Origin of the sequence: Mesobacillus sp., from assembly GCF_047739415.1 — a bacterium.
In the GTDB taxonomy this organism is placed as follows: domain Bacteria; phylum Bacillota; class Bacilli; order Bacillales; family Cytobacillaceae; genus Mesobacillus.
In genome coordinates, this window is record NZ_JBIQOE010000136.1 from 1 (window position 1) to 21,680 (window position 21,680).

General features: G+C 41.2%; 23 protein-coding genes and 2 pseudogenes. 5 read left to right on the forward strand and 20 right to left on the reverse strand.

Annotated features, from left to right (window positions below):
* The 6 genes from ACH0QE_RS10755 to ACH0QE_RS10780 all read right to left on the reverse strand — a co-directional run.
* The coding region (locus ACH0QE_RS10755; RefSeq protein WP_415800679.1) for a DUF3231 family protein at positions 1-657 on the reverse strand (657 nt) is incomplete at its 3' end.
* Positions 658-957: 300 nt separating this feature from the next.
* A complete protein-coding gene (locus ACH0QE_RS10760; protein ID WP_415800680.1) occupies positions 958-1,278 on the reverse strand; it encodes an alpha/beta hydrolase-fold protein in 321 nt (106 codons plus the stop codon).
* Between the two features lie 257 nt (positions 1,279-1,535).
* On the reverse strand, positions 1,536-3,092 hold the full coding sequence (locus ACH0QE_RS10765) for a SagB family peptide dehydrogenase (RefSeq protein WP_415800681.1): 1,557 nt from the start codon (positions 3,090-3,092) through the stop codon (positions 1,536-1,538).
* A gap of 11 nt (positions 3,093-3,103) precedes the next feature.
* The gene (locus ACH0QE_RS10770) at positions 3,104-5,062 is read right to left on the reverse strand and encodes a TOMM precursor leader peptide-binding protein (RefSeq protein WP_415800682.1); all 1,959 of its coding nucleotides are present in this window, start codon (positions 5,060-5,062) and stop codon (positions 3,104-3,106) included.
* The gene (locus ACH0QE_RS10775; RefSeq protein ID WP_415800683.1) at positions 5,059-6,963 is read right to left on the reverse strand and encodes a putative thiazole-containing bacteriocin maturation protein; all 1,905 of its coding nucleotides are present in this window, start codon (positions 6,961-6,963) and stop codon (positions 5,059-5,061) included. Before ACH0QE_RS10775 ends, ACH0QE_RS10770 begins: the two co-directional genes overlap by 4 nt.
* 148 nt (positions 6,964-7,111) lie before the next feature.
* Positions 7,112-7,390, reverse strand: coding sequence for a heterocycloanthracin/sonorensin family bacteriocin (locus ACH0QE_RS10780; RefSeq protein ID WP_415800684.1), 279 nt, complete (start codon positions 7,388-7,390; stop codon positions 7,112-7,114).
* Between the two features lie 400 nt (positions 7,391-7,790).
* Between ACH0QE_RS10780 and ACH0QE_RS10785 the strand changes: the two genes are divergently transcribed.
* Positions 7,791-8,582 carry a TIGR00266 family protein gene (locus ACH0QE_RS10785; RefSeq protein ID WP_415800685.1) on the forward strand — a complete coding sequence of 264 codons (792 nt, stop codon included), beginning with the start codon at positions 7,791-7,793 and terminating at the stop codon, positions 8,580-8,582.
* Between the two features lie 334 nt (positions 8,583-8,916).
* Here ACH0QE_RS10785 and ACH0QE_RS10790 read toward each other — a convergent pair whose 3' ends face one another.
* The 4 genes from ACH0QE_RS10790 to ACH0QE_RS10805 form a co-directional block, all read right to left on the reverse strand.
* Positions 8,917-10,389, reverse strand: coding sequence for a PstS family phosphate ABC transporter substrate-binding protein (locus tag ACH0QE_RS10790; RefSeq protein ID WP_415800687.1), 1,473 nt, complete (start codon positions 10,387-10,389; stop codon positions 8,917-8,919).
* A gap of 436 nt (positions 10,390-10,825) precedes the next feature.
* On the reverse strand, positions 10,826-12,097 hold the full coding sequence (locus ACH0QE_RS10795) for an FtsW/RodA/SpoVE family cell cycle protein (RefSeq protein WP_415800688.1): 1,272 nt from the start codon (positions 12,095-12,097) through the stop codon (positions 10,826-10,828).
* Positions 12,098-12,104: 7 nt separating this feature from the next.
* Positions 12,105-12,512 (reverse strand): PadR family transcriptional regulator, encoded by a 408-nt coding sequence (locus ACH0QE_RS10800; RefSeq protein WP_415800689.1) that lies wholly within the window; start codon positions 12,510-12,512, stop codon positions 12,105-12,107.
* Positions 12,513-13,049: a sigma-70 family RNA polymerase sigma factor gene (locus tag ACH0QE_RS10805; RefSeq protein ID WP_415800690.1), complete on the reverse strand. Its 537-nt coding sequence runs from the start codon at positions 13,047-13,049 to the stop codon at positions 12,513-12,515.
* A 209-nt stretch (positions 13,050-13,258) separates the two neighbouring features.
* On the opposite strand from ACH0QE_RS10805, the gene ACH0QE_RS10810 reads away from it, so the two are divergent.
* On the forward strand, positions 13,259-14,698 hold the full coding sequence (locus ACH0QE_RS10810; protein WP_415800691.1) for an ATP-binding protein: 1,440 nt from the start codon (positions 13,259-13,261) through the stop codon (positions 14,696-14,698).
* A 258-nt stretch (positions 14,699-14,956) separates the two neighbouring features.
* Here ACH0QE_RS10810 and ACH0QE_RS10815 read toward each other — a convergent pair whose 3' ends face one another.
* The 3 genes from ACH0QE_RS10815 to ACH0QE_RS10825 all read right to left on the reverse strand — a co-directional run bounded on the left by ACH0QE_RS10815 (position 14,957) and on the right by ACH0QE_RS10825 (position 16,728).
* Positions 14,957-15,226: a hypothetical protein gene (locus ACH0QE_RS10815; protein WP_415800692.1), complete on the reverse strand. Its 270-nt coding sequence runs from the start codon at positions 15,224-15,226 to the stop codon at positions 14,957-14,959.
* A 6-nt stretch (positions 15,227-15,232) separates the two neighbouring features.
* Positions 15,233-15,505, reverse strand: a complete 273-nt coding sequence (locus ACH0QE_RS10820; RefSeq protein WP_415800693.1) for a hypothetical protein — start codon at positions 15,503-15,505, stop codon at positions 15,233-15,235.
* 212 nt (positions 15,506-15,717) lie between these two features.
* Positions 15,718-16,728 carry an STAS domain-containing protein gene (locus ACH0QE_RS10825; protein ID WP_415800701.1) on the reverse strand — a complete coding sequence of 337 codons (1,011 nt, stop codon included), beginning with the start codon at positions 16,726-16,728 and terminating at the stop codon, positions 15,718-15,720.
* Between the two features lie 206 nt (positions 16,729-16,934).
* Between ACH0QE_RS10825 and ACH0QE_RS10830 the strand changes: the two genes are divergently transcribed.
* Positions 16,935-17,075, forward strand: coding sequence for a hypothetical protein (locus ACH0QE_RS10830; RefSeq protein ID WP_415800694.1), 141 nt, complete (start codon positions 16,935-16,937; stop codon positions 17,073-17,075).
* 91 nt (positions 17,076-17,166) lie between these two features.
* Here ACH0QE_RS10830 and ACH0QE_RS10835 read toward each other — a convergent pair whose 3' ends face one another.
* From ACH0QE_RS10835 to ACH0QE_RS10850, 4 genes and pseudogenes are all read right to left on the reverse strand, one after another.
* Complete coding sequence (locus ACH0QE_RS10835) at positions 17,167-17,373, reverse strand: hypothetical protein (RefSeq protein WP_415800695.1); 207 nt, start codon at positions 17,371-17,373, stop codon at positions 17,167-17,169.
* A gap of 133 nt (positions 17,374-17,506) precedes the next feature.
* A pseudogene (locus ACH0QE_RS10840) lies at positions 17,507-17,713 on the reverse strand (SDR family oxidoreductase); the annotation flags it as partial.
* Positions 17,714-18,106: 393 nt separating this feature from the next.
* On the reverse strand, positions 18,107-18,700 hold the full coding sequence (locus tag ACH0QE_RS10845) for an STAS domain-containing protein (protein WP_415800696.1): 594 nt from the start codon (positions 18,698-18,700) through the stop codon (positions 18,107-18,109).
* Between the two features lie 138 nt (positions 18,701-18,838).
* Entirely contained in the window at positions 18,839-19,471 is a 633-nt protein-coding gene (locus ACH0QE_RS10850; RefSeq protein WP_415800697.1) for a TetR/AcrR family transcriptional regulator, read from the reverse strand.
* A 244-nt stretch (positions 19,472-19,715) separates the two neighbouring features.
* On the opposite strand from ACH0QE_RS10850, the gene ACH0QE_RS10855 reads away from it, so the two are divergent.
* Positions 19,716-19,952 (forward strand): hypothetical protein, encoded by a 237-nt coding sequence (locus tag ACH0QE_RS10855; protein WP_415800698.1) that lies wholly within the window; start codon positions 19,716-19,718, stop codon positions 19,950-19,952.
* A gap of 61 nt (positions 19,953-20,013) precedes the next feature.
* On the opposite strand, the gene lepB is transcribed toward ACH0QE_RS10855, so the two are convergent.
* Positions 20,014-20,559, reverse strand: coding sequence for a signal peptidase I (gene lepB / locus ACH0QE_RS10860; protein ID WP_415800699.1), 546 nt, complete (start codon positions 20,557-20,559; stop codon positions 20,014-20,016).
* A 115-nt stretch (positions 20,560-20,674) separates the two neighbouring features.
* A complete protein-coding gene (locus tag ACH0QE_RS10865; protein ID WP_192471398.1) occupies positions 20,675-20,908 on the reverse strand; it encodes a glutaredoxin family protein in 234 nt (77 codons plus the stop codon).
* A 247-nt stretch (positions 20,909-21,155) separates the two neighbouring features.
* Between ACH0QE_RS10865 and ACH0QE_RS10870 the strand changes: the two genes are divergently transcribed.
* Complete coding sequence (locus ACH0QE_RS10870; protein WP_415800700.1) at positions 21,156-21,311, forward strand: hypothetical protein; 156 nt, start codon at positions 21,156-21,158, stop codon at positions 21,309-21,311.
* A gap of 4 nt (positions 21,312-21,315) precedes the next feature.
* Here the strand turns inward: ACH0QE_RS10870 and ACH0QE_RS10875 are convergent.
* A pseudogene (locus tag ACH0QE_RS10875) lies at positions 21,316-21,578 on the reverse strand (YnfA family protein).
* Between the last annotated feature and the right edge of the window lie 102 nt (positions 21,579-21,680).

Consider the following 21,680-nt stretch of genomic DNA (forward strand, 5'->3'; position numbering starts at 1 on the left):
GAGAAAATATTGTTTTGCCTCTTTATTCTGGGCACATTGCGCAAAACCGGTAATCAACTGCATGCCGATAATATTGGATTCCAGATTGTGATTCAAAATCCCAATTTCTAGATTGTTCAATACCCGTTTATCACCAAATAGCTTCATGCCCTTCATATATTTTTTGCTCTCGATGATTTCAGTTGCTTTAGGCATAGTTACCTTAGGCGGCTGTGAGAGAATCCCTTTTTCAAGGAGATAAAATGTCGCTAGTTTATAAATTTTCTGGGTAACCGTCGTAAGTCCCTCATAAATCGTCATCACTCGATTGTCATATGCCATATTCATATTCAATGTATATAAACCCATGCTCACTTGCTTCAATACACGGACAAACATGATATCGAATCCGTTATCATAAAGCTTAGGGGCATCTAAATGAACATCCGCTGACGTAAATCCTATTGGCTTCACAATGCCTTGCTCTTTAAAAAGAACTTCCATCTCCTTTACATAAAAATCAAGCTCCTGCCACAATCCGCCTAGAATATTTCGAGCTTGCTGATCATCAGCTTTTTCAATAAAGTATTCTAAGATTCTCATGATCAAGGTTTTCTCCTGATATGTCTGCCAAAGAGTACCGACTTCAGAAGCACTGATCGGCTTAGTTTGGACCAAGCATATGACCTCCTTACCACATTCCATATTATTTAATACAATCTCCAATTTTATGGAAATAATCCCTAATCCTCACAGGTCAGAAAAAAAGGGCGAGGTAGCTCCTTCATGGAGCGACAGGATAAAATGCGAAAGGCCAGGCTATGGAGCTGGATAATTTTATTTCAACGAACATAAAAAGGCACGCTTCTGCGATTGAAGCGCGTTTTTTTAGAGCTGCTGGATTTATTTTAATAAATATGAAATGACCTCTGGTATCCGTTTTTTGAAGCTTGATAATTATGCTCGGCCCTTCGACTTTTAGTTCTGCCTCAATTCCTTTTTGCCTGATAATCTCAAAGATGGCTTTATTGGTTTCCAGAAATGGCCCAGCAAGTTTCTCGCCACCTTCTTTTGTGCCGCAATCCAGATATACTTTTTCCAGATAAGATAGATCTGCCGTTTCAACAACTGCTCTATTTCCTCCTGGTTACGGTAAAAACCGGATGAAAGCCCCGCGATTCTTTTAAAAATATGAGGATAAGTGCATGCTGCATATGTTGTGACTAAAGCGCCCAAAGAGATGCCGGCCATATATGTTTCATTGGGATTCGTATTATACTTTTTAGCTGTCCAATACAATGGTAGGACTCCTGAAAATGATGTTATTTTATTAAGGATTACCTATAAAAAATTCGGCGTCACCGAGCATCGCAACATTCCATTTGATGATGGAGTTATCACTGATCCAATGGAATACTAAAATTGGATTCTGCATCAGCTTTTTACTGATGCAGAATCCAATACAAGTAGGGACTCATGAAAATAAGTTCCGGCCATCAAAAGAAAGACAAGGGAGTGTGTTCCCTTGCCTTTCTTTATCGACTATTTATGCTTTCCTAGCTATGCAAACTCCCTTTTAACCATTGACGCGGACGATATGAGCCAATTGGTATCTGGATTAAGCTGGTTTTCCCTATCATTCTGTAAAGCTCATCGGCCTTGCCTGCATCAAACCCTAGCAGGGGATGGCCCCCTAATCCAAGAGCAGAAGCTGTTAAAAGTAAATTTTGTACGAGCATTCCTGCTTCCATTTGTAATATCCGGTAGCCTCTATATCCTAATTCTTCTCGAAAAAAATCCTTATTGCCAGCGACATGCAAGCAAAGTGGTACTTGCTGCAGGTTAACGTTATCTATCGACAAACCTGTTTGTAAACGCAGACGGTGGTCCCCTTGCTGGATTTCTTTTAGAGTATGTTCTGCATAGTTGTAGTAGTAGGCTCCATTGGGGATGCCTTCTATATTGTAGAAACAGCCATAGATTGAAACTCTGGGCTCCTGGCTGCAGTAAATATCGTCTAAATCATTCCGGTAGGAAAAAGCAGTCATCGACTCCTTCAACAGGTCAGCCAGCTGCTGCTGACTAACCCTGGATAAAACAAAATCCATTTCGGGGGAAGAACGTTTTTTGCTTACCTCTGCCAAATCAAACGCTAATGATTCTGTCTTAGGGAGAGTGATCTGACGATTTCCCTTAACTTCACAAGGTTGGTTACGGAGCCTGTTAAACGACTCGGTCGACTCCAGTTTTGAGGCTTCATTCAGGGTTATTAGTTTCGGAAACTCTAATACTTTCTTAGACCTTTCATGACTCTTAAATACAAGCGGTTTCAGTTCACTTTTTAATTCTTCTGACGTTATGTTTTTGTGGGAAGCTGTTCCATTCGCAGACCAGTTGGTCGTTTCCACTGACAGCGGAATAATCGAATACACACTCTCCTCCTGCTCACATAATCCGAGAAGATGATTGATTGCCGAATCCAGATACTGAAAGTAAACACCAGCAGCGAAACCAAAACGTTTTGTTGTTGCCAGCAGCTGCCCTATCAGTACTCCAGCATCCAATCCTTGCAGGCGGTATGAAAAATTATTGTATTTAAAAAAGTTTTTCCAAAACATTGTAGAAATGAATGCAGTCCCAAAGCAGGAAGAGATATCACAACGGTCGCCAAGAGCGGCCGCAATATATGAATCGAAGTTTCCAGCTCTCAGCAGAACAAGGCGGTGATGGGCCGGGTCATAATGATAGATCCCATCAGGCAGATCCTCTATCTTTAAATAGAGATAAAGTTCGTTAGGATAAAGGCCACCGCCGGAAGGGGCATGCCTTCTATAGGTATGGGCTGGATCAGCATCATCAGAAAAAAACGACTCGCTTACTTGGTTAATTCCATAAACATACCAGAGGAAATATCCGATCTCCTTGATACCCGGCGTGGCTGGCTGTCTGTTTTCTGCCAGGGACAAAGGCACCTCCCCGGATAGTGGCACCACTGGCAATCCTTGATACAGTTTATAGGAAAGAGGAGCGTCTTCCCAGTTTGGTTCCCAGTTTTCCTGATTGGCACGTTCGATATTAAACTGAAGATCTATTAAAAATTGATTAAGATTCATCCTGCTGCCTCCTAAGGGAACGGATGCGGGAAGTGATTTAGTTCTTCAAATGACAAAGGTTCTTTCAAATAACCAAGCTTCATTGGGACTTGGAGCACTCGATCGAGCCCTTTGAGGCGAGTCAGATGGTGTCCAAAGGTCATTGGCAGCATCCCCGGTATCAAAACTTTCACACAATAAAGCCCATTTTTCCTTATTTCAGGAGGAGTCTGGTCGACAACGATGACATTGAGCCCCAATCGTCGAAATTCCATTAGGATATCATTCAAATCTTCCGTCAGGTCCGGATGACGTGACTCCTTTTGAAAGGCTTCTTGAAAACTCTGTAATGGCCGTTCTTCATCGAGCAGGAAGCCTAAGCGTTCCTCCGCCTGCGGCAATCCGTACAGCATTCCGTGATCATCCATCTCTCGCACTAGTGAATCATCCTCAAGCATTTGAAAGTATTTCTCCTTGTTTCCTTCCAGTTTCCCGTCAAGATTGAGCATCATGCCGGCGAGCTCCTGGACAGCACTTTTGGCAGCCTTTACCGGATCAAGATGGGCCCCTGCCGCACAAATAATGTTCAACCCATTATCCTTCCTGTTTTTTGCCATCGCCCAGACACTTGGAATACCGTGCTCCATGGTGGCATTAAATAAATACAGATCATATCCAGCTACAGCCCTCATCCTCTCCGCCATCAAAAGCAGTTCTTCATCTTCAGCAGATTGAAGATCAAGGCGTGGTAGTTTCAATTTTGAGTACCAGGACAAAAGGAAGGAATCACGCTCTACCACTTCCATGATTCCGTAAAAAATCGCCTCTTCCCTGCTTCCGCCAAGTGCGCAGCCATTTGACGTTTCATAGACAAATCCGGCAGATCCGCATCCCAGACTATAATAGGAAAGCAGCTCGGGGACGAGAATCGGACGCTCTTCTATGAGAGAGTAGCCCCATACCCAATCCATCGAGCGGTCAGGGTCGAATTTATGAAATGGAAATCCGGGCTTTTCATATTCTTCATCGGCATGGACACCTACTTCCAATGGGTTCAATGGGTTCAATGCCTGCATTTCCAGGTTACGGTAACTGTCATGGATGACTGTCCGTTTCCCGCGGGGGTGAAGTCCACAGTGGCGTTCAAGTCCTTCCAGTATGGCAGTCAATTCGCTTTCTGCGTAGCATTGTGTCCTGCCGGCTGTGCCCTCGTTGCCTCCGGAGATCATTGGCAGATTGACGCTCGCATCGGCGAATGGAGTGACCAAATCGTACATTTTACTGTTTAGCAGTCCTGTTCGATTGTCAAAATAATCGCCAATGAGCGCTTCCTTCATCTTGTCCAGCGGTGTACACCGGTAGCTGCTCTCACTGATCTTCGGACTTGGATTTAATGAAATTTTTGCAAGCGAAGCCGAATCGTCTGGAATTGTACTGCATACCTGGCACAGGGAATCAGCGAGGAACGAATGCCAGGATCCATTCAATGTTTTTAAGTCGGTAAAATACATCCGTCCTGCCGAAAGGCCATCCTTGCCAGCTAGCACCCTGTCTGCTTCAGTTACTATTAAATGAACCAGATGAAAAAGTCCATTTTTAGCTGCCCATGGGTCCGAACCAGTTTCTGTTTCAGCCGCCAGCTTTCGCTTCACCTCACGCATTTCGCTCCGTTCCTGACCTCCTAGAAGTCTCCTCAGGTCAGCACATTGAGAACATCCGGGGGTGCCAGGCCTGACGAGCGGTCCAATGATTCCCTCTCCAAATGAAACAAAGGCTCGGAGCCAGGGACTGCCTGTCAGTTTTACTGCTTCTTCAGCTTTTTGATGCGCCATGGGGTTCCAAGAATCATGAAGGACAAGCATTAACTCCGAATTTACTGGCAGCCCATTCTCAAAATCAGTCCTTCTGAACACCTGATAGCGTGATGATAATTCTTCAGCAACACAATCAGCAAGCCAGCCTTCCCCAATAATCACGACGAAGGAACTCAACTCAATCCCTCCTCTCGCAGCGATACACCAAATACCCCTTCTAGTTGCTGGTTGAAAATCGGTTCAATGCTTAATTCGTACACTGACATTTGGGTTCTATTCTTTTTAAGCACTTCAATCGCTTCCTGCAGTGTTTCACGCTGAATCCTTGCTGTCCATTCCAGAATCGTTAAGCTTTGTTTTTCCCTTTCAGCAAACTGAACCTCTGACTCCTGCAAGATATGTGCGCCTTCTCCAGCTGACTCATTTTGAACATTGGATAATGCTTTCTGCAAAGCGCTTCTTAACGCCAAAGTTGTATTTAGACCAGTGCTTCCATACCAGCCTTTCTTCGTACCGATCCAGATAACAGGGAAACCTCGAACTTCCTTCCCAACACCTGCTTGCGGTGCTCCCTGTATCGTCGTAAGAGCCTTTAAATAGAAAGCACATCGCTCATCCTCAATAAGCTCGTAGTCAATAAGGGTTATAGACTCTTTCTCGTTGAGCAGTCGATTGTTTAATTCTGTTGAGAGACATTTTTGTAGCCCTCGCCCAACAGCTTCCGCAAAAGATTCACCGGCACCAACACCCAAAATTCGGCCATTCTCAATCACTTCCGCCATGCGGGATGCGTATGATTCAATCCCCGTCAACGCCGCCTCCATTCGTGCTTCTTCATGTGTTAACCCTGTACAAATCCTTGCTGCCAGTAATTCAGACGGCCCATCTGACAGCGGGTCGGCTGCTTGAACCCTGCATTGTGCCAATGGAAGCTGCTTAAGGTCACCTTCCTCCCACTCATGTAATACCCCAGTCTCTTTTGAAGTCAATAGACTGAAATACTGCAGAAGCTTTTCAGGTTCAGCTTTTCTTTGGTCATGACCAAGCAGATTCTCAAAATTTCCTACCTCTATGGATGAGAAAACTCCAGTTACTAGTGGATGTGGTGAAACTAAATGCCAGCTTCCCTCAAGAGTTTCTAGATTAAGCAAATAGATCCGGTTTCTTTGTTCAGCTTTCGTGATTCCCGCAAGTTCTTTATATAATTCAAATGTAATAACGTTAGCCAGCAATGCTCCAGTGGTCAAAGATGCGGCAGAGACCTTCTGCTCTTTTACCAAAACAGAAGAATGCAATCGCCTCCACACCGACTCCCAGCAAAGCTCTGAATCAGGTGTAAACAAGGGACCGGCCAGGCCAGTTTGTTTAAAAAGTATGGCGGGAATGAATGTTTTCCTCTCTTCTTTGCAGATTGATTGCAAGAGCCGCAGTCCTTCAACATTGCCATATTGTGAAATATACAGGACCGCTTCGAAAGGCCTAAGCAGCTCGCTCCAATCCTCACTATTATGCTCCTCGTACTCCACCTCAGGATCTGTTCTACGTGCATGATTCACGAGCTCAGCCAACCTTTGTCTATTTGTTGGGACTTCATCTGTAATAGAGACATTCAGTTTCTGCAGACCGGATTCCAGTAAAGTGGACACGAGCGAATTCAACATGGGGCCGGATCCGACGGCCAGTACCTTTGCATTGCGGAATGATTGGAATCTTGATGCACCGGAACCAGCCAAATTGTCGACAAACTCAATTTGCGAGGCAAATTTTTTCAGTACTTGCTCAGATAATTGATGTTGTTTATCCTGGCTCACATCCCTGACAAAACCATTTTCAAGAAGTACTTCAGCAATTTGATAAACTCGCTCCCTGTAAGCATCAGGCAGGCCATCGGTCAATTTCCCTAGCGAATACTCCCCGTTAAACATTGGCAACAGCTTTTCAACCCACTGGTCAATTCCATTACCTTCAAGACGGAATGAACATGAATTATTCCTTAAATACACACCACTGTTTGGTTCTGCGAGATAAAATGTATCTCTTTTCACCTTCAATACCATAGAAGGGTCCAGCTTCACCATCTCACTCCTCCTCAGGCACAAATGCCCTTACTCTCCTTCATTGACTGCCATTATCATCGTATGTAGCGCAATTTGTCCCTTATGTCTCACATTAAAGAACAAAGCCCCTGCAAAACTTCCGCAGGGGCTAAAGTCTGTATTGTCTAACTTAACCGCGATGGCAGCGGCCGCCACCACCACAGCGTCCGCACCCGCCGCAACGAGCACATCTTCCACATCCACCGCATCCACCGCAGCGGAAACATCCGCCGCAGCCAAAGCAGCTAAAGAAGCAAGAAAAACCGAAACAACCGCCAAAACCACCCAGGCCTAGAAAAATCCGCTCATCCCCTGATTGGTACTGGTTTTGATCCCAGCTAACCGGCTGAGTTGCCTGGAAATCACCAACATTCAGCATTTGCAGTTCATTTTGAAAATTATTCATCATTATTCTTTACCTCCTCGGATAAATACAGGGCTCCAAAAAACAAGTCACAACATTGAGCACTACCGGAAATATTCCTATATACATGGTACAAACATAATTAATAAGAATACTCTTCACCAATTTATGAAGACGAAACGGCCTTTGTCACATATGCAAAAGCCTATTTAAATTTAAAACAGAAGAGTGCGGCTGAAACTGCTTACTACCAGTTCCTTCGAGACAAGGGAAGCAAGGATTTCAAGAAATTAATTTGATTCGGCCATTGCTTCAATGTTGAAACACTAACGCATAACAGCCACAATTAAATCCCTAAGCATGATGCTTATAAAAATATTCTGCAACTTCCGACTCAAAGTTGTACAATGAACATGTAAAGTCATTTGTTTTGGAGGGAATAGCATTGAGAAACCATGAAATTGATTATAAAATTTACGGCGATGACATGCAGTTTGTTGAGGTTGAGCTGGATCCAAATGAAACGGTTGTTGCTGAAGCTGGCAGTCTAATGATGATGGATCAGCAAATTGAAATGGAAACCATTTTTGGCGATGCTTCCGGCAGTGGCGGTGGTTTGGTTGGCAAGTTGTTTGGTGCTGGAAAACGGTTATTGACGGGCGAGAGCCTTTTCATGACCACGTTCACGAACACAGGCCACGACAAGAAGCATGTTTCCTTCGCATCACCTTACCCAGGTAAAATCATTCCGATGGATTTGAGTGAGAATGGCGGCAAGATCATCTGCCAAAAGGACGCTTTCCTGGCTGCGGCAAAAGGTGTTTCAGTTGGAGTTGAGTTCCAAAGGAAGCTTGGAGCAGGTTTCTTCGGTGGAGAAGGCTTCATCATGCAGAAGCTTGAAGGTGACGGAATGGCATTTGTCCATGCTGGTGGAACGATACATAAAAGAGAGCTTCAACCAGGAGAAGTCATCAAAGTCGACACAGGCTGCCTTGTTGCAATGACGAGCAACGTGAATTATGACATCGAAATGGTCAAAGGAATCAAAACAGCCTTATTTGGTGGAGAAGGACTTTTCTTTGCAACACTTAGAGGACCAGGCACTGTATGGGTTCAATCACTTCCATTCAGCCGCCTTGCCAGCAGAGTATTTGCCGCCGCTCCACAAGCCGGAGGACAAAACAAAGGCGAAGGCAGTGTCCTTGGCGGAGTCTTCAGAATGCTTGACGGAGAATGATGTGCTAAAAACAAGGATGGTTTCCGAAACGGAACCATCCTCTTTTTATTTTAGGAAATAAAGATGCACATTCCTTCAATATCTGAAACTTTTCCATTTCATAACCGTATTAAAGGTAGCTATACGATTTGTAAGTGAGGTGTTTACTAATGTTTTTTAGGATATTTCATAAATCAAACCGTTCAACTAAAATAGCTTTATTAGCAGGTTCAATTCTTCTACTTTTAGGCGGTATAGCTAGCCTTTATCTTTAATCATTTTATTACAAAGTCGACGATTAAAAATAAAGGCTAAACCAAGTATTTTCCTGGTTTAGCCTTTTTGGTTGAGCGATTTACCTTGCGTCATCCTCTTGTAATGGAATATAACCAACTTCCTCAATCAGCTTCTGGCCTTCTGGACCCTGCATCCACTCAAGCATCGGCTGGACCGATTTTTTCGGATTATCCTTCACTGTAATGGCATATAGATTGACGACATATGGATATTTACCTGATGCAATATTCTCTGGTGATGGTTCAACTCCATCCAGTGAGATCAACTTAATTTTTTCATTCGGATTCATGCCGGTTGTGAAAAAACGGAATGAGTAACCGATTGAATTTTTATAGTTGCGATAGCTTGCAACCTCCTCCATGACATCACCCATTCCAGCAACTTCTTCTTTCAGCGCAGGCAACAAAGGCGAATCTCCCATGAATTTTTCCATAATTGTCTGGCTGCCCGAGTCTGCAGGCCGCTGGAATGCCATAATCTTGTTATCCTCTCCACCGACTTCATTCCAATAGGTGATTTTACCAGAATAAATCGATTTAATATCCTCTGAAGCCAGGGTTTCAACAGGATTCTTTTCATTTACAAAAAACACAAAGGCTTCCTTCCCAATTGGTGTGAGAACGAGTTCCTTCCCTTTACTCTCTGCCAGGCTTTGTTGTGCAGCTGAAGGCTGGGCTCCGAAAAATATATCAAGCTCTCCAGATACTAGTCTTTCAAAGGCATAAATTGTATTCGTGAAACTAACAATCTCTTCACCTGTTGGAAGCGCGTTTTTGTTTTTAATATCCGTGTATGTTGCGTTTGCAAATGCAGCATAAACTGGATACGCTGCCTCCGCTCCATCCAAAATCGGCATTTCGCTTTGGGTTTCCACCTTAAAACTCACCGGGTCTTGAAGCTTTGGAAGGATGTTATTTGGGTTCGTCACATAATACGGCTCAAGGTCAACACTCGAAAAGCCATTGCCATAATCAAAGCCATAGGACGGCGGGAGGATATGCTTGCTCCGCTCAATATGGATAGAACCAATGACAGCCAACAACAGGATAATGATGCCGATCCCTGCAAACAGATTCAGCTTCCTAAAGGTAACTTTAGACTTCGTCCTCCGTTCGGATACGATATAGCCGATCAAAAAGAATAAATAGTAAGCGAACGGCACCGCAAATGTGTAAATAAATTGTCCCATCATCGCGGATATAAATGAATTCGGTAAAAACGGGAATAGCGTGAATACGAAAATTGCCCTTACCTGATGACCGAAAAAGCCCTTGGAAATTATCATACCTACGGCAGCAAGGAGCACAGTCAGCAAAAGCGGGGCATAAATCGGCAGATACCGACCATAAAACGAGGTAGCCTGCGGTCTCTTCCCAAATCGAAACCCTATGATCATGGCAACAATCGAAATGATCACTAACATCGCAGGCGGACCGAACTTCTCTATCGGTAAGACCGCGATCCCTAATAATGATAGAAAAAAAGGCATAAGTACTAGATAAATGACCAAAAACCCGGCATCCTTCTTCATTTTGGAGACCCCCATGAAACATTTTATTTAGTGTAGTTTTACACTAAAAGAATATAATGGTAAATATTTTTTATGAATTTTGAATTCAAAAATTTAAAGGTTACCATTGTATTACATTGGTGACCTAATTCTCGAAGATATGAAAAAACAGGGCGCCAATACTGCCTATTGGTGACCTAAATCTCGAAAATACGAAAAAACAGGGCACCAATACCGCCTATTGGTGACCTGATTCTCGAAAATACGAAAAAAGAGGGCGCCAATACCGCCTATTGGTGACCTAAATCTCCAAAACACGAAAAAACAGGTCACCAATACAGCCTATTGGTGACCTGAATCTCGAAAATACAAAAAAACATGCTTCAATATAAACCAAAGTTAAATTACCTCCGCAAAAATAAGAGAGGAACCATTTAAAAAAGCTCCTCCCCCAGCATCAAGCCGACCTATTTAAAATAAAATCCTTCCTTCGATAAACACTCAGTACGACTCCCATAATAAACGCATTAAATATCATCGGGATAAATCCATAACTGATGAATGGCAGGGACATGGACGTCAGTGGAAGCAGGCCAATCATCATTCCAACATTATAGATGAATTGGACGAGAAACAGCGTTACACCGCCCACCAGCAACAGGTTTCCAAAACGAGAGCTGATTTTAGTAGATATCATAACAATTCTCGCCGCAAACATTGAAAGAATTACGAATAAGCCAATCGCAAACAAATAACCGTAATGATAGGTCAGATTGAGAAACGCATAATCTGTATGTTCGAATGGCAAGGCTTCACTTTTGACGGCTGATCCGAACCAGCCGGCTGATGCTAGTCGTTCTTTCAGCTGCAAGTACATATATCCCCAGTTATCCGGATATTTTTCTGGATTCAGGAAACCTAATATGCGTGCAAGCTGATATTCTTTGACTGTGAACCAGGCAAATGTGCTAAAGGCTGCAACTCCGACTATCGACGTGATCGTTATGATGGTTGCTGCTTTTCTGCTAATCGTGCTCCACCACATCATGACAAAAACCATAGCTATATAAATAAAGCTAACTGCTAAGTTCGGAACTGCCATAAATAAAAGCAGTGGTAAGGCAACTAATAAAAAATGCTGCCATAGTCTGATTTTCGAGTTATTGAAAAATGAAGCCCAACCCAGAAACAAGAATGGCAATGCGTAGTGGCTTTCAATCTGGAACGGGCCAATCATAAAATATGGGACCCCATTTATGATTGCATTTGGGATCGTTAATAATAAGAATAAAAGCAATACTCCGATTGAATAAAATACCCAGCCTTTGTTTTCAAATTTACGATAATCAATAAACATCATGGCTGCTGCAATCATCACACCCAGTAAAACATGAATAGCTTTCATCACTATATAACCATCTGATAACTCATCACCCAATGTGATCAGCGGCAGGAAACTCAACGCCATTGTGATCGCCAGTAAACTGATCAACCACCAGTCAATCCTCGGTTTATGAAGTTTGTTTAACTCGTGTCCAAGCTTTGACGGACTTCCCATTTGGCTGACCGCTTTTTCCTCCGCCTCTGCCTCACTTAAGCCCTTGCCGATCCACTCCTTCTTCACCTCTTTGAGATGAAATTCCAATTCCGATGCTACAAATTTCTTCGCTTCCTTGGAGCGAATTTGATTTGTCACTTCACTTAAAAAATGGTTCCATCTATTACTCATAACACTGTCACTCCTCCAGCAATCCTTTTATGACGATACAACCTGAAGCCGAATCTTTCTCCTGCTTACGGAGATACTTTCTCCCTTTGTCGATAATCTGATAAAATTTAATACCATCCTCATTCCAACAGGAAGCGATCAACCGTTTTTGTTCCAGCGTGTGCAGCATCGTGTACAAGGAGCCTTCGTTGTCCTCAAACTTTTTGAAGCCCCTCGACCTTAGCAGTCCGGTCAATTCATAGCCTGTTTTTTCATGAAGAAGCAGCTGCAGAATTGCTACCGTGAGCAACTCATCACTTTCATCAGGCATGTTTATTTGTTTATGAATTTCTTTTCTCATTTTTTCTGAAAAACTTAATTCTTTAAAAGTGGACTTCTCCATGGATTTTCGGAGTTTATTCAGACGTTCTTCCATTTATTTTTCCTCCAATCTTTCTTTTAGGAGTTCTTTCGCTCGCTTAAGCCGCGTCTTGATTGTGTTCTCTTTTACCTCTGTCACCGCCGAGATTTCCTTGATTGTCATCTCCTCAAAATAAAAAAGGTAAATCACTTCCCGATAGTTAACTGGCAGCTCCATAACTGCGGCGGCCAACTGGCCATCTTCTTCGTCCTGGATGAGGGTTTGCTCTACACTATCACTCTGTATTGAATCATAAATAGGCTGATAATCGGTCGTAAAAACATTCTTGTTGTACCAGCTTTTCAAATAATCCTTGCAATGGTTGGAAGCAATCCGCCATAGCCAGGTCCGGAACTTCGATTTACCGCTATATGTATGAAGCGATTTATAACATTTCACGAAAATCTCCTGAGTTAAATCCTCAGCGATTTGCTTATTTTTTACATACGAAAACGTTAGCTGCAGAATCTCTTGCCCATATCTGGTCATGATTTCATCAATCGTCTCTGCCGCATTCTCGATTTCATTCATCTCTGCTGTTATTTCATCCACAACCGTTCCCCCTTCATAGTTATAGACGACACATTCTAAAAAAGGTTTTAGTATTCTTTTTTAACATCCTAAAAACGGGATAAAAGTTCTATTTTTTAAAAATTGAAAATAATATTCGTTCCTTTTCTCTATCGTCTAGTAAAATAGAAAGTGGATTTAAAAAGCGTGTACATATTATTCAGAAATTAATTGTTAGGGAGGCTTTTAATATGATCAAAGAAGAAACTCAACAAGCCTATGCCCCAGATTTAATAGATATACATGATATAAGCTTAGCACTTATTAACGCAAAGGATTTTCTCTCCAGTCATTCCCTGGACGGAAGATTTACATATGCGGCACCTTCCTGCGAAACTCTCTTTGGTTATACATCAGCCGAGCTGTACGATCAGTCCATTTTCAATTTTTGCCATCCGTTCGACCAGGAAAAGTTAGAACATTACTTTTCTTTAAATCAATACGGAGAAATCATGTTTCGTTTCAGGAGAAAAGAAGGTGATTATCTTTGGCTGGAGTCAAGCAGCACGAAGGGGCCTTCACACACTGAGGTTGTGCTCATATCGAGAAATGTAACCCACCGCGTAAATCGGGAGGAAAAACTGAAAGAACGTCAAAAGAGAGATCGGTTATTCCTTGAACATTCCAAGGATACCATGGGGATCATCACAAAAAACGGTGTATGGACTTACATTAATGAACAGGGTAAGAAATTGATGGGCGCAACCAGTTTCGATGAAATAATTGGTACCTCTTTGTATGACTATACTGACCCAAAGGACTATAAGTTGCTGCGAGAAAGCTTGGATACAAGAGACTCAAGTGACCTTGAAATCAGCTTAATACGAAAAGATAATGATTCGAAGAGAGCTGAAGTGCAGCTAATCCCGACGGTCTTCAAGAACAGAGACGTTTTCCTTGTCATCATCAAAGATATTACAGAACAAAGAAAAACCGAGGACCAGCTGCAGGTGGCTGAAAAACTTTCAGTAATCGGCCAAATGGCTGCCGGAATTGCTCATGAAATCAGGAATCCGTTGACTGCAATAAAAGGCTTTACTCAGCTTTTGAGTGAGCACCCGGCAGAAGAAGCAGAAGATTATGCCGAAATCATCCTCGATGAGCTTGCCCGAATAGAGTCTATAGTTGGAGACTTACTGGTCCTTGCCAAACCTCAGGCTTCCAATCTATCAAATGTAGATTTGATTCCTCTCGTGAACGGGGTTGTTAATTTGCTTAATCCCCAGGCAACACTATCAGATGCCTTTATAAGGATTAAAACCGATACACCTAGCTTATATATAGATTGTGAGCCAGATAAAATTAAGCAGGTATTAATCAATTTAATCCAAAACTCGATTGAGGCAATGACAAACGGTGGCGAAATCCTCGTCTCCATTTCCAGAGAATCAACCCTAGCTTCAATTCAGGTAGTGGACCAGGGAGCAGGAATTCCCGAAGACCGGCTGACTAAATTAGGAGAACCCTTCTATAGCACAAAAGAAAAAGGAACCGGACTCGGCTTGATGATATGCCAGAAAATCATTAAAAACCATGGCGGCAAAATCGATTTCTCCAGCATCCTCAATGAAGGAACCACTGTTACGATTACACTGCCTATACATGAGAATTACCAGGAAAACATTAACTAAACAGCAAAATAAAAACCACTCGCGAGTGAAAATATCCCGTTCAGTTAAAAGAGAGAAATTAATAAAGTAAATAGCCATAAAAAACGTTTAAATATCAATTAAAATTTAAGTGTATTTTTTTGCAATAGGTTAAAAGCAGAGGAAACAGATCCTCTGCTTTTTCTCTTACCATTTGTAAAAAATAGAGCGCCAACTCGTTTGTAAATTAATTGAGAAATAACCACTCAACCGAAACCCTTACTTTCTCCGAATCGTTTTTCAACGATTATTCTTTTGAATTTTATAAATAAGTAAAACGACTAAAAAACACAATATTGAAAGTATAAAAACCTTTATAATCCCTTGTTGTCCATCAAAAAATCCATTAAAAACACTTCTTAATTCATATTCTCCTTCTCTATATGCCTTTATATATTGACCATCAGATTCTTCGATGGCTATTGCTTCGTCCGTACTCAAACCTTCAATTGAATAGTATTTAGTACCCTTCTTATAAGCATTAGAGAAGTTACCAGAATACTGTTCCATATCCTTCTAACTTGTTTTATTTCTAATTTTCAGATTCATCCACACAAAAAACATAGCAATAATAAATGCTATTAGGCTCCATATAAGAAACCCAATTGCATAAGATGGAACCCTTTCTTCTGGTACTCTATCATTAATCTCTAAAGCAAAAAAATATACTCCAATTCCATCCCCATCAACATTTGTCCCAAGAGACCATAGCTCTAAGCCTTTGTCAAATAGCAATACTGCAAATAAAAATAAAACAACTGCATTTATCCAACGACTAATAGAATTCATTTTGCCCACTCCTTACTTCTCTGAATTGATAAGAATTTCAAGAAAAAAGTGCATTATTCCTTCTTCGGATTAATGCACCAGTAAAGTTGTTTTTTTCTTTCATAAAGATGTGAATTTAGGATGGAATTTAGTTTTTGTCATTGAAAAGAGAATGGGTAATTTTCTGTTGTCTCCAAACGATTTTAGGCTAGTTTTACTTTAGTTCTTCCCTCTTAAACAATCCTCCGCCCGCTTTTACCTAGGGCATAGTAAATACCATGCTGCAGAGTTTGCAGACATTCATATTTTTTCAGACCGGTCAATGTTTCGGTGATCATCATTGCCAGTTCAGCTGATATCCCTACCAGGATCACCTCTACTCCGAGCAATCTGGCCGCGGAACCTAATTTGTCTATTAACTCGGCCGTGTAAGGAGAGATTTCCTTATTTAAGCCAGTGAGATCGAGCAAGACATATCTTGCTTGATATTTGGGCAGATTGCTCAACGTGTTCATAATCAAATCCTCGGCACGGTCCTCATCATACCTCCCAATCAATGGGATAACAACAATTCCATCAAGGACCGGTATGAGCGGAGATGATAATTCCTTCACTAAATCCTGTAGCAATTTTGTTTTTTCCGCTACCAAGCTCTCCAGCTGCTGAATTTGCATGGCTTCTTGTTTTCTTACCATTTGCCGGATGTTTTGCTGGATATTCACTTCGGAAGGAAAGTATTCAACAATGGTATATGGCTTGGACTCATTTTGATACTCTACTATTTCATACCAGAAATTCCTTCCAAATAATCCTGTTAAAACACCTGCATAATGCGCAGGGACGAAAATCCCCTGTTTTTCCTGGGCTCCAAGTTTGTTCATTTTATATTCCCAGTCATCTTTGATATATAAAGTAAAATTCTTCGTATCAACATCCATTTTTTCGACTCGCACATAACCCCATCCAGCTGGAACATATGTATTTGAGAGCCAGTCCACCACATTGGATGTATTGATTTCCTTCATTTCCTTGAAGCCTTCACCGACGATGATTCCCTGACGGAAACCAGTGGCTTCAAGTACCAGATTCGTTGCCTCTTCACCTGTAATTTCATTAATTGTGTCGAAGAAGGTTTTCATGGCAGACACCCAGAAAAAAACGACGTCTCCACCTTCAAACAACACTTGTCCTGTAGTTAAATCCCACTTTAATTCGACGCCGCCAACAACAAGATCCTTTTGCATCTCCACTTAATTCACCCACTAGTAATAGATTATGTAAAAAGTAAATTGAGATTTATTATCAACATTCGACCTAACACCTCTCATATCCTGCCAAATTTGACAATTTTGTCAGTATGAATCTTGCTCTTCCTATTTCAGTTACTTGAGAAACCTAGCTTATTTAATTTATCGAAGGGTAAATTATTGATAAAAAATAGGAGGTGAGAATGTTGAGGAGCAGTCAAAAAGAACGGTTGCTTGTCGGAAGTTCTATTTTATCTGGAGTGATGAGTAATGTTATCTTAGGTTTGACCATCTACCATAATGCTAAAGTTCAGTTTAAGCTGGATGAGCTCAGGAAGGATTAGTTATTCTCTCACTATCCTTCCTAACATTGTGAATAGATTTACTCTCTCGTTAAAAAAAATGAACCTCTCGTACGTACACTGAGATTCTACCCTATCCGTAGAATCCCACAGCATTCAATACAAATACACCAACCAATGTCACACATATACCAGTTAAAGCCGCAATTCCTGCAGTCCTTAATTTTTTTGAATCCAACCAAACGGTCAAAGAAACAATAATCGTAATAATAATACCAAAGAACATAGCAGCTGCTGGATTCGTCGGACCTAGCCAGTCATACCAATTCAAAAAATCCATATCACAACACCCCTTCCATTCTTTTACATATATACGATTTTATCACCTTTAGGTTTCACTTTTTCGTAAAAACTCTTTCATTTGGCCCCTTAAACCATTAATAGTAAAAAAGCATAGGATTCAATCCCATGCTTTACGACCCTGTCACCTGTCCTCCATTCACATGGAGCGTCTGTCCCGTCACGAAACGTGAATCGTCAGATGCCAGGTATACAAAGGTTGGCGCGATTTCGAATGGCTGGCCTTGCCGGTCCATCGGGTTGCCGGCCACAGCTACTTGATCTGCCGAGAAACTGGATGGAATGAGGGGTGTCCAGAATCGGCCTGGTGCAACAGCATTTCAGCGCCCTTGTAAATATTCGCTGCACTTGTTGCGGTGTAATCATTATCCTTGTTCTCCGCCAAAATGAAAAACCAAACCTCCTTCAATTCGTCACCTTTATACTTTCTCCAAATTGGGAAATTCATACAATATCGCAGGAATCACTTTAATTTCTGTAGATTCAGTTTATATCATTTGCTTGTATTTAACTTTGTTCAACTCTTGATAAAGAATGGATTTTTCTCTCTCACCATTTTTTCTTTGCATCTAGTTTATAAATGTTCGCTCTTTACGATTTTATCTCTTAAAATATTCTTTCTAAGCATATATCTGTTGAGTGAGCCTTTCAAAAAACAAGCAATCACTCAAAAAGAAAAAAGCGCAGGATTATATCCTTACGCTTCTAGTCAATTAATCTATAAATCTACTCAGTCCTGTACTGACATTGTTTATAAACTTAAAATCTTCGTAAGCTGTTTCAGATTCTACCCATTTTCTTGCCAGCTCTGGTCGTATCCCGCTTATTAAAACTTCTACCCCCAGTAATTCAAGGGCTTGTTTTGCTTTTTTTAGGGATTCTATAAACTCTGAATCAGGGTCTCTTACCGTCGATAAATCAATAATTAACGATTTAACGGTTTTTTCAGAGACTTGTTTTAGCGTCCGTTCAAGTTTTAATCCTGATTGTCCTGGCACCCAATAAATCGGAAGAAGGGCGACCTTATTTTTAAGCGGAATGAGCGTAGCAGATAATTCTTCAATACGTTCACTTAATTCCCTTTGTATGGCGATCGTGTCGGTAACATCCATGAAAAAGACCGCTGCACCCATGAATCCTGCTTGATGTTCTAAAATGGATGTACGGATATCCAAATATTTATTATATTTCCCCCATTTATATGGCATGGCCTTTACATAGTATTCTTCTTTATCTCTGACAGTTTTCTCTACAAAACGGACATCGTCTGGGGCCTCTGGCCAAACATCGTAAGCGTTCCTTCCCAATACGCTGTCACCGTTTACACCTAGAATCTCCGTTGCCAAATCATTTATAAAAATACATTATATTGTGGATCCAGAGCCATAGCTGCCTCAGTTACCGAGTTTAACATTGTGGAAAGTAATATTTCAGATTGAACCGCACTAGACATTTATTATTTCCCCCGTATTGGTCTGTCTTTTATCCGTTGCCTTGATTCCCGACCAGAAATGATGCCAACCATCCTGTAATAGTTCGGCAGTGTCCTCGTTTCCTTTTAACAATCGTGCTGTAAGGATACCATCTATCAGTATTTGAAAAAGAGCCACTAGTTTATCTGATGGAGCATTTAGCAGTTCCCCGTTCTCAACACCTTGTCTAAATAAGTCAGCAAGCTCAATGTTAAAGCTCTGTGCCACTGTTTCGGCAGAAATACTTTTAACCTGGTTTTCGAGGTGTTCAGGTGGAAAGACAGTTACTCTTCGCCAGAATTTCGTCACATCTTTCTTATCAATCCAAAGCTGCATATACCATTGGAACACATGAAAAAGTTGAAGTTCCACTGGTTGATTTTGTTCCTTTAAAATAGAGAAAAATTGCTCCAGTTCAGCTTTATAGATATCTGCGACATACTGAATCACCGAGATAAATAATTCATCTTTGCTATTATAATGTGCATAAATAGAAGACTTTCGTATGCCAACTTCCTTAGCAATCATTGAGAGCGAAGTACCATAATATCCTCTTTCCGCAAACAAAATCAGTGCTTCTTGATTTATACGATTCAGCGCGTTCATATTTACCTACCTATCGTTCGTTTTTTAATTTAAATTATAGCAAATCTCCCTATTCACTCCAAGGATAATCTGTTAAATAATCTTTGCTTTAAAGTTTCATATGAACACAAATATTGCTTCATTCTCATCTGCTGTTACCTATTCCTTGAACAGAATTCGATAGTGTAAGCCTGTCAACGTTAAGGACCATCAAAAATAGAAACTTTTCCGAATGTAAAACGTATACAAAACAGGAGGTGCTAGAATGACTATTAAAAGCTTGGTTGTTACTCTTGGAACGCTTTTTTTAACTACCGGTTTGCTCTTCTTAATCGGACATATTTTTACGATTCGCTGGTTAATGTTTTATTACGAATACACTTCTGATGCAGAGGGTTTCTTCATATCTGGCGGGTCCATGATTCCTTTGATGATCGGCCTGATCGCCAGTTTCATTGCAGAAAAAATCTATGTTTATAAGAGACGACAAAAACATGTTTGAGAACCCTATATTAAAAAACGCGTTAATCCAGCTGGATAAACGCGTTTACTTATACTGTGATTTAATCACCAATAATCTTCATATTTTTAAATGGGTAAAAAATAACCTTTGTTGTACCTACTATGTTTTCTATAGGAACCGCCCCAATATGACGGCTATCCTTACTATTCCTTCTGTTATCTCCCAGCACAAAAATATGCCCTTCTGGAACAACATCGCTGCCAACTGGGGTTTCGCTTAACGTAAACGAACCGGTCAGCTGCCCATGAGTGATGAGCTTTTTGCTCTCATCTAAATATGGTTCTTCATACGGCTTTCCATTTATATAAAGAACATCGTCTTTGTATTCTACCCGGTCACCTGGAAGTCCGATTACCCGTTTGATATAATCTTTGTCCTCGGTTGCATGGAAAACGACGATATCAAACCGTTTCGGGTCGCCGATTTTTGTAACGAACATCCTCTCCTGGCTATGCAAGGTTGGCTCCATGGAAGCACCTTTTACCTCAATGGGAGTCATTAAAAACGATCGAACTACAAAAGCCAACACTATTGCGATTAGAAATGCCTTTGCCCATTCCCAAATTTCATTCCGCTCTTTTACCATATGGCACATCCTTTCCAAACCATTCTATTGGATTCTATTTCCACATAGAACATTGGAAATCCTTCTTCATTTAAATTCAAAATAAAAAAGAGGCAAAAGCCTCTTTTGGTAATGATTATTTTTTTACATACTGCATCAGTGTATCCGGGTCAAAGCCGAGAACCCAGTTGCCATTTACCTTCGTTTGTGGCACACCCATCTGGCCTGTTTCTTCAACCAGTTTTTGCGCAGCAGCTTGATCGTATTGTACATTAACTTCTTTGTAGTTTAATCCTTGACCCTCAAGGAATTGTTTCATCATTGTGCAGTAAGGTCAAGTGTTGGTTGTGTAAACAGTAATATCGTTCATTCTAAATGCCTCCTTATTTTTTATACCCTATAATGTATTATCCCAGTTATGCTAAATTTATGCAAAAAAGAAGCACCGGGATACCTATGTTTTTCCCTATTTTACTGAAAAAAAACAGGATGGGAGGTATTCCTATAATGAGAGGGTACCTCGCTCAAAGTAAGCACTGCGAAAAAATTTTCTTCTAAGTCCTTCATCAATAACGATATAATGGAAGAAACTCACTCCAGGAGCGGAGGAAAAATCCATGGAACTTCTCGTCATTCCAGTCGCTATCGTATTTATTGCCATGTTCATACATGCTGTTAATGATGTATCAAAGGTTCGAAAAGAACTGGAACATGTAAAAAAACAAAATGAAGAAATTATTGAATTATTGAAAACTCATAAGGAAAGTATGTAGATTTTTACTGCCGCGGAGCAAACAGCATAACCGAAACACCAATCATACAAATACCGGCTCCAACCCAGTCGGAATCAGGAGTTTTCTTATCAACTCCCCACCCCCTAGAACCGACAAGACAATGAACACGCCTCCATAAGCAGCGAATACTCTGCCGAATGACGGGAAGGATTGAAAGGTCGCAATGACGCCATAAATAGCGAGTGCCAGTCCTCCTCCTATCTCCCAATAAAACGGTTTTCCTTCCCTCAGCCAAAGCCAGACCATATATCCTCCGCCAATTTCGGCTATTCCTGCAATAATGAACAAAATAATCGCACTAAAAATGAGAATGACTTCCTAAATTGATATGTACTAGCATTATAACGT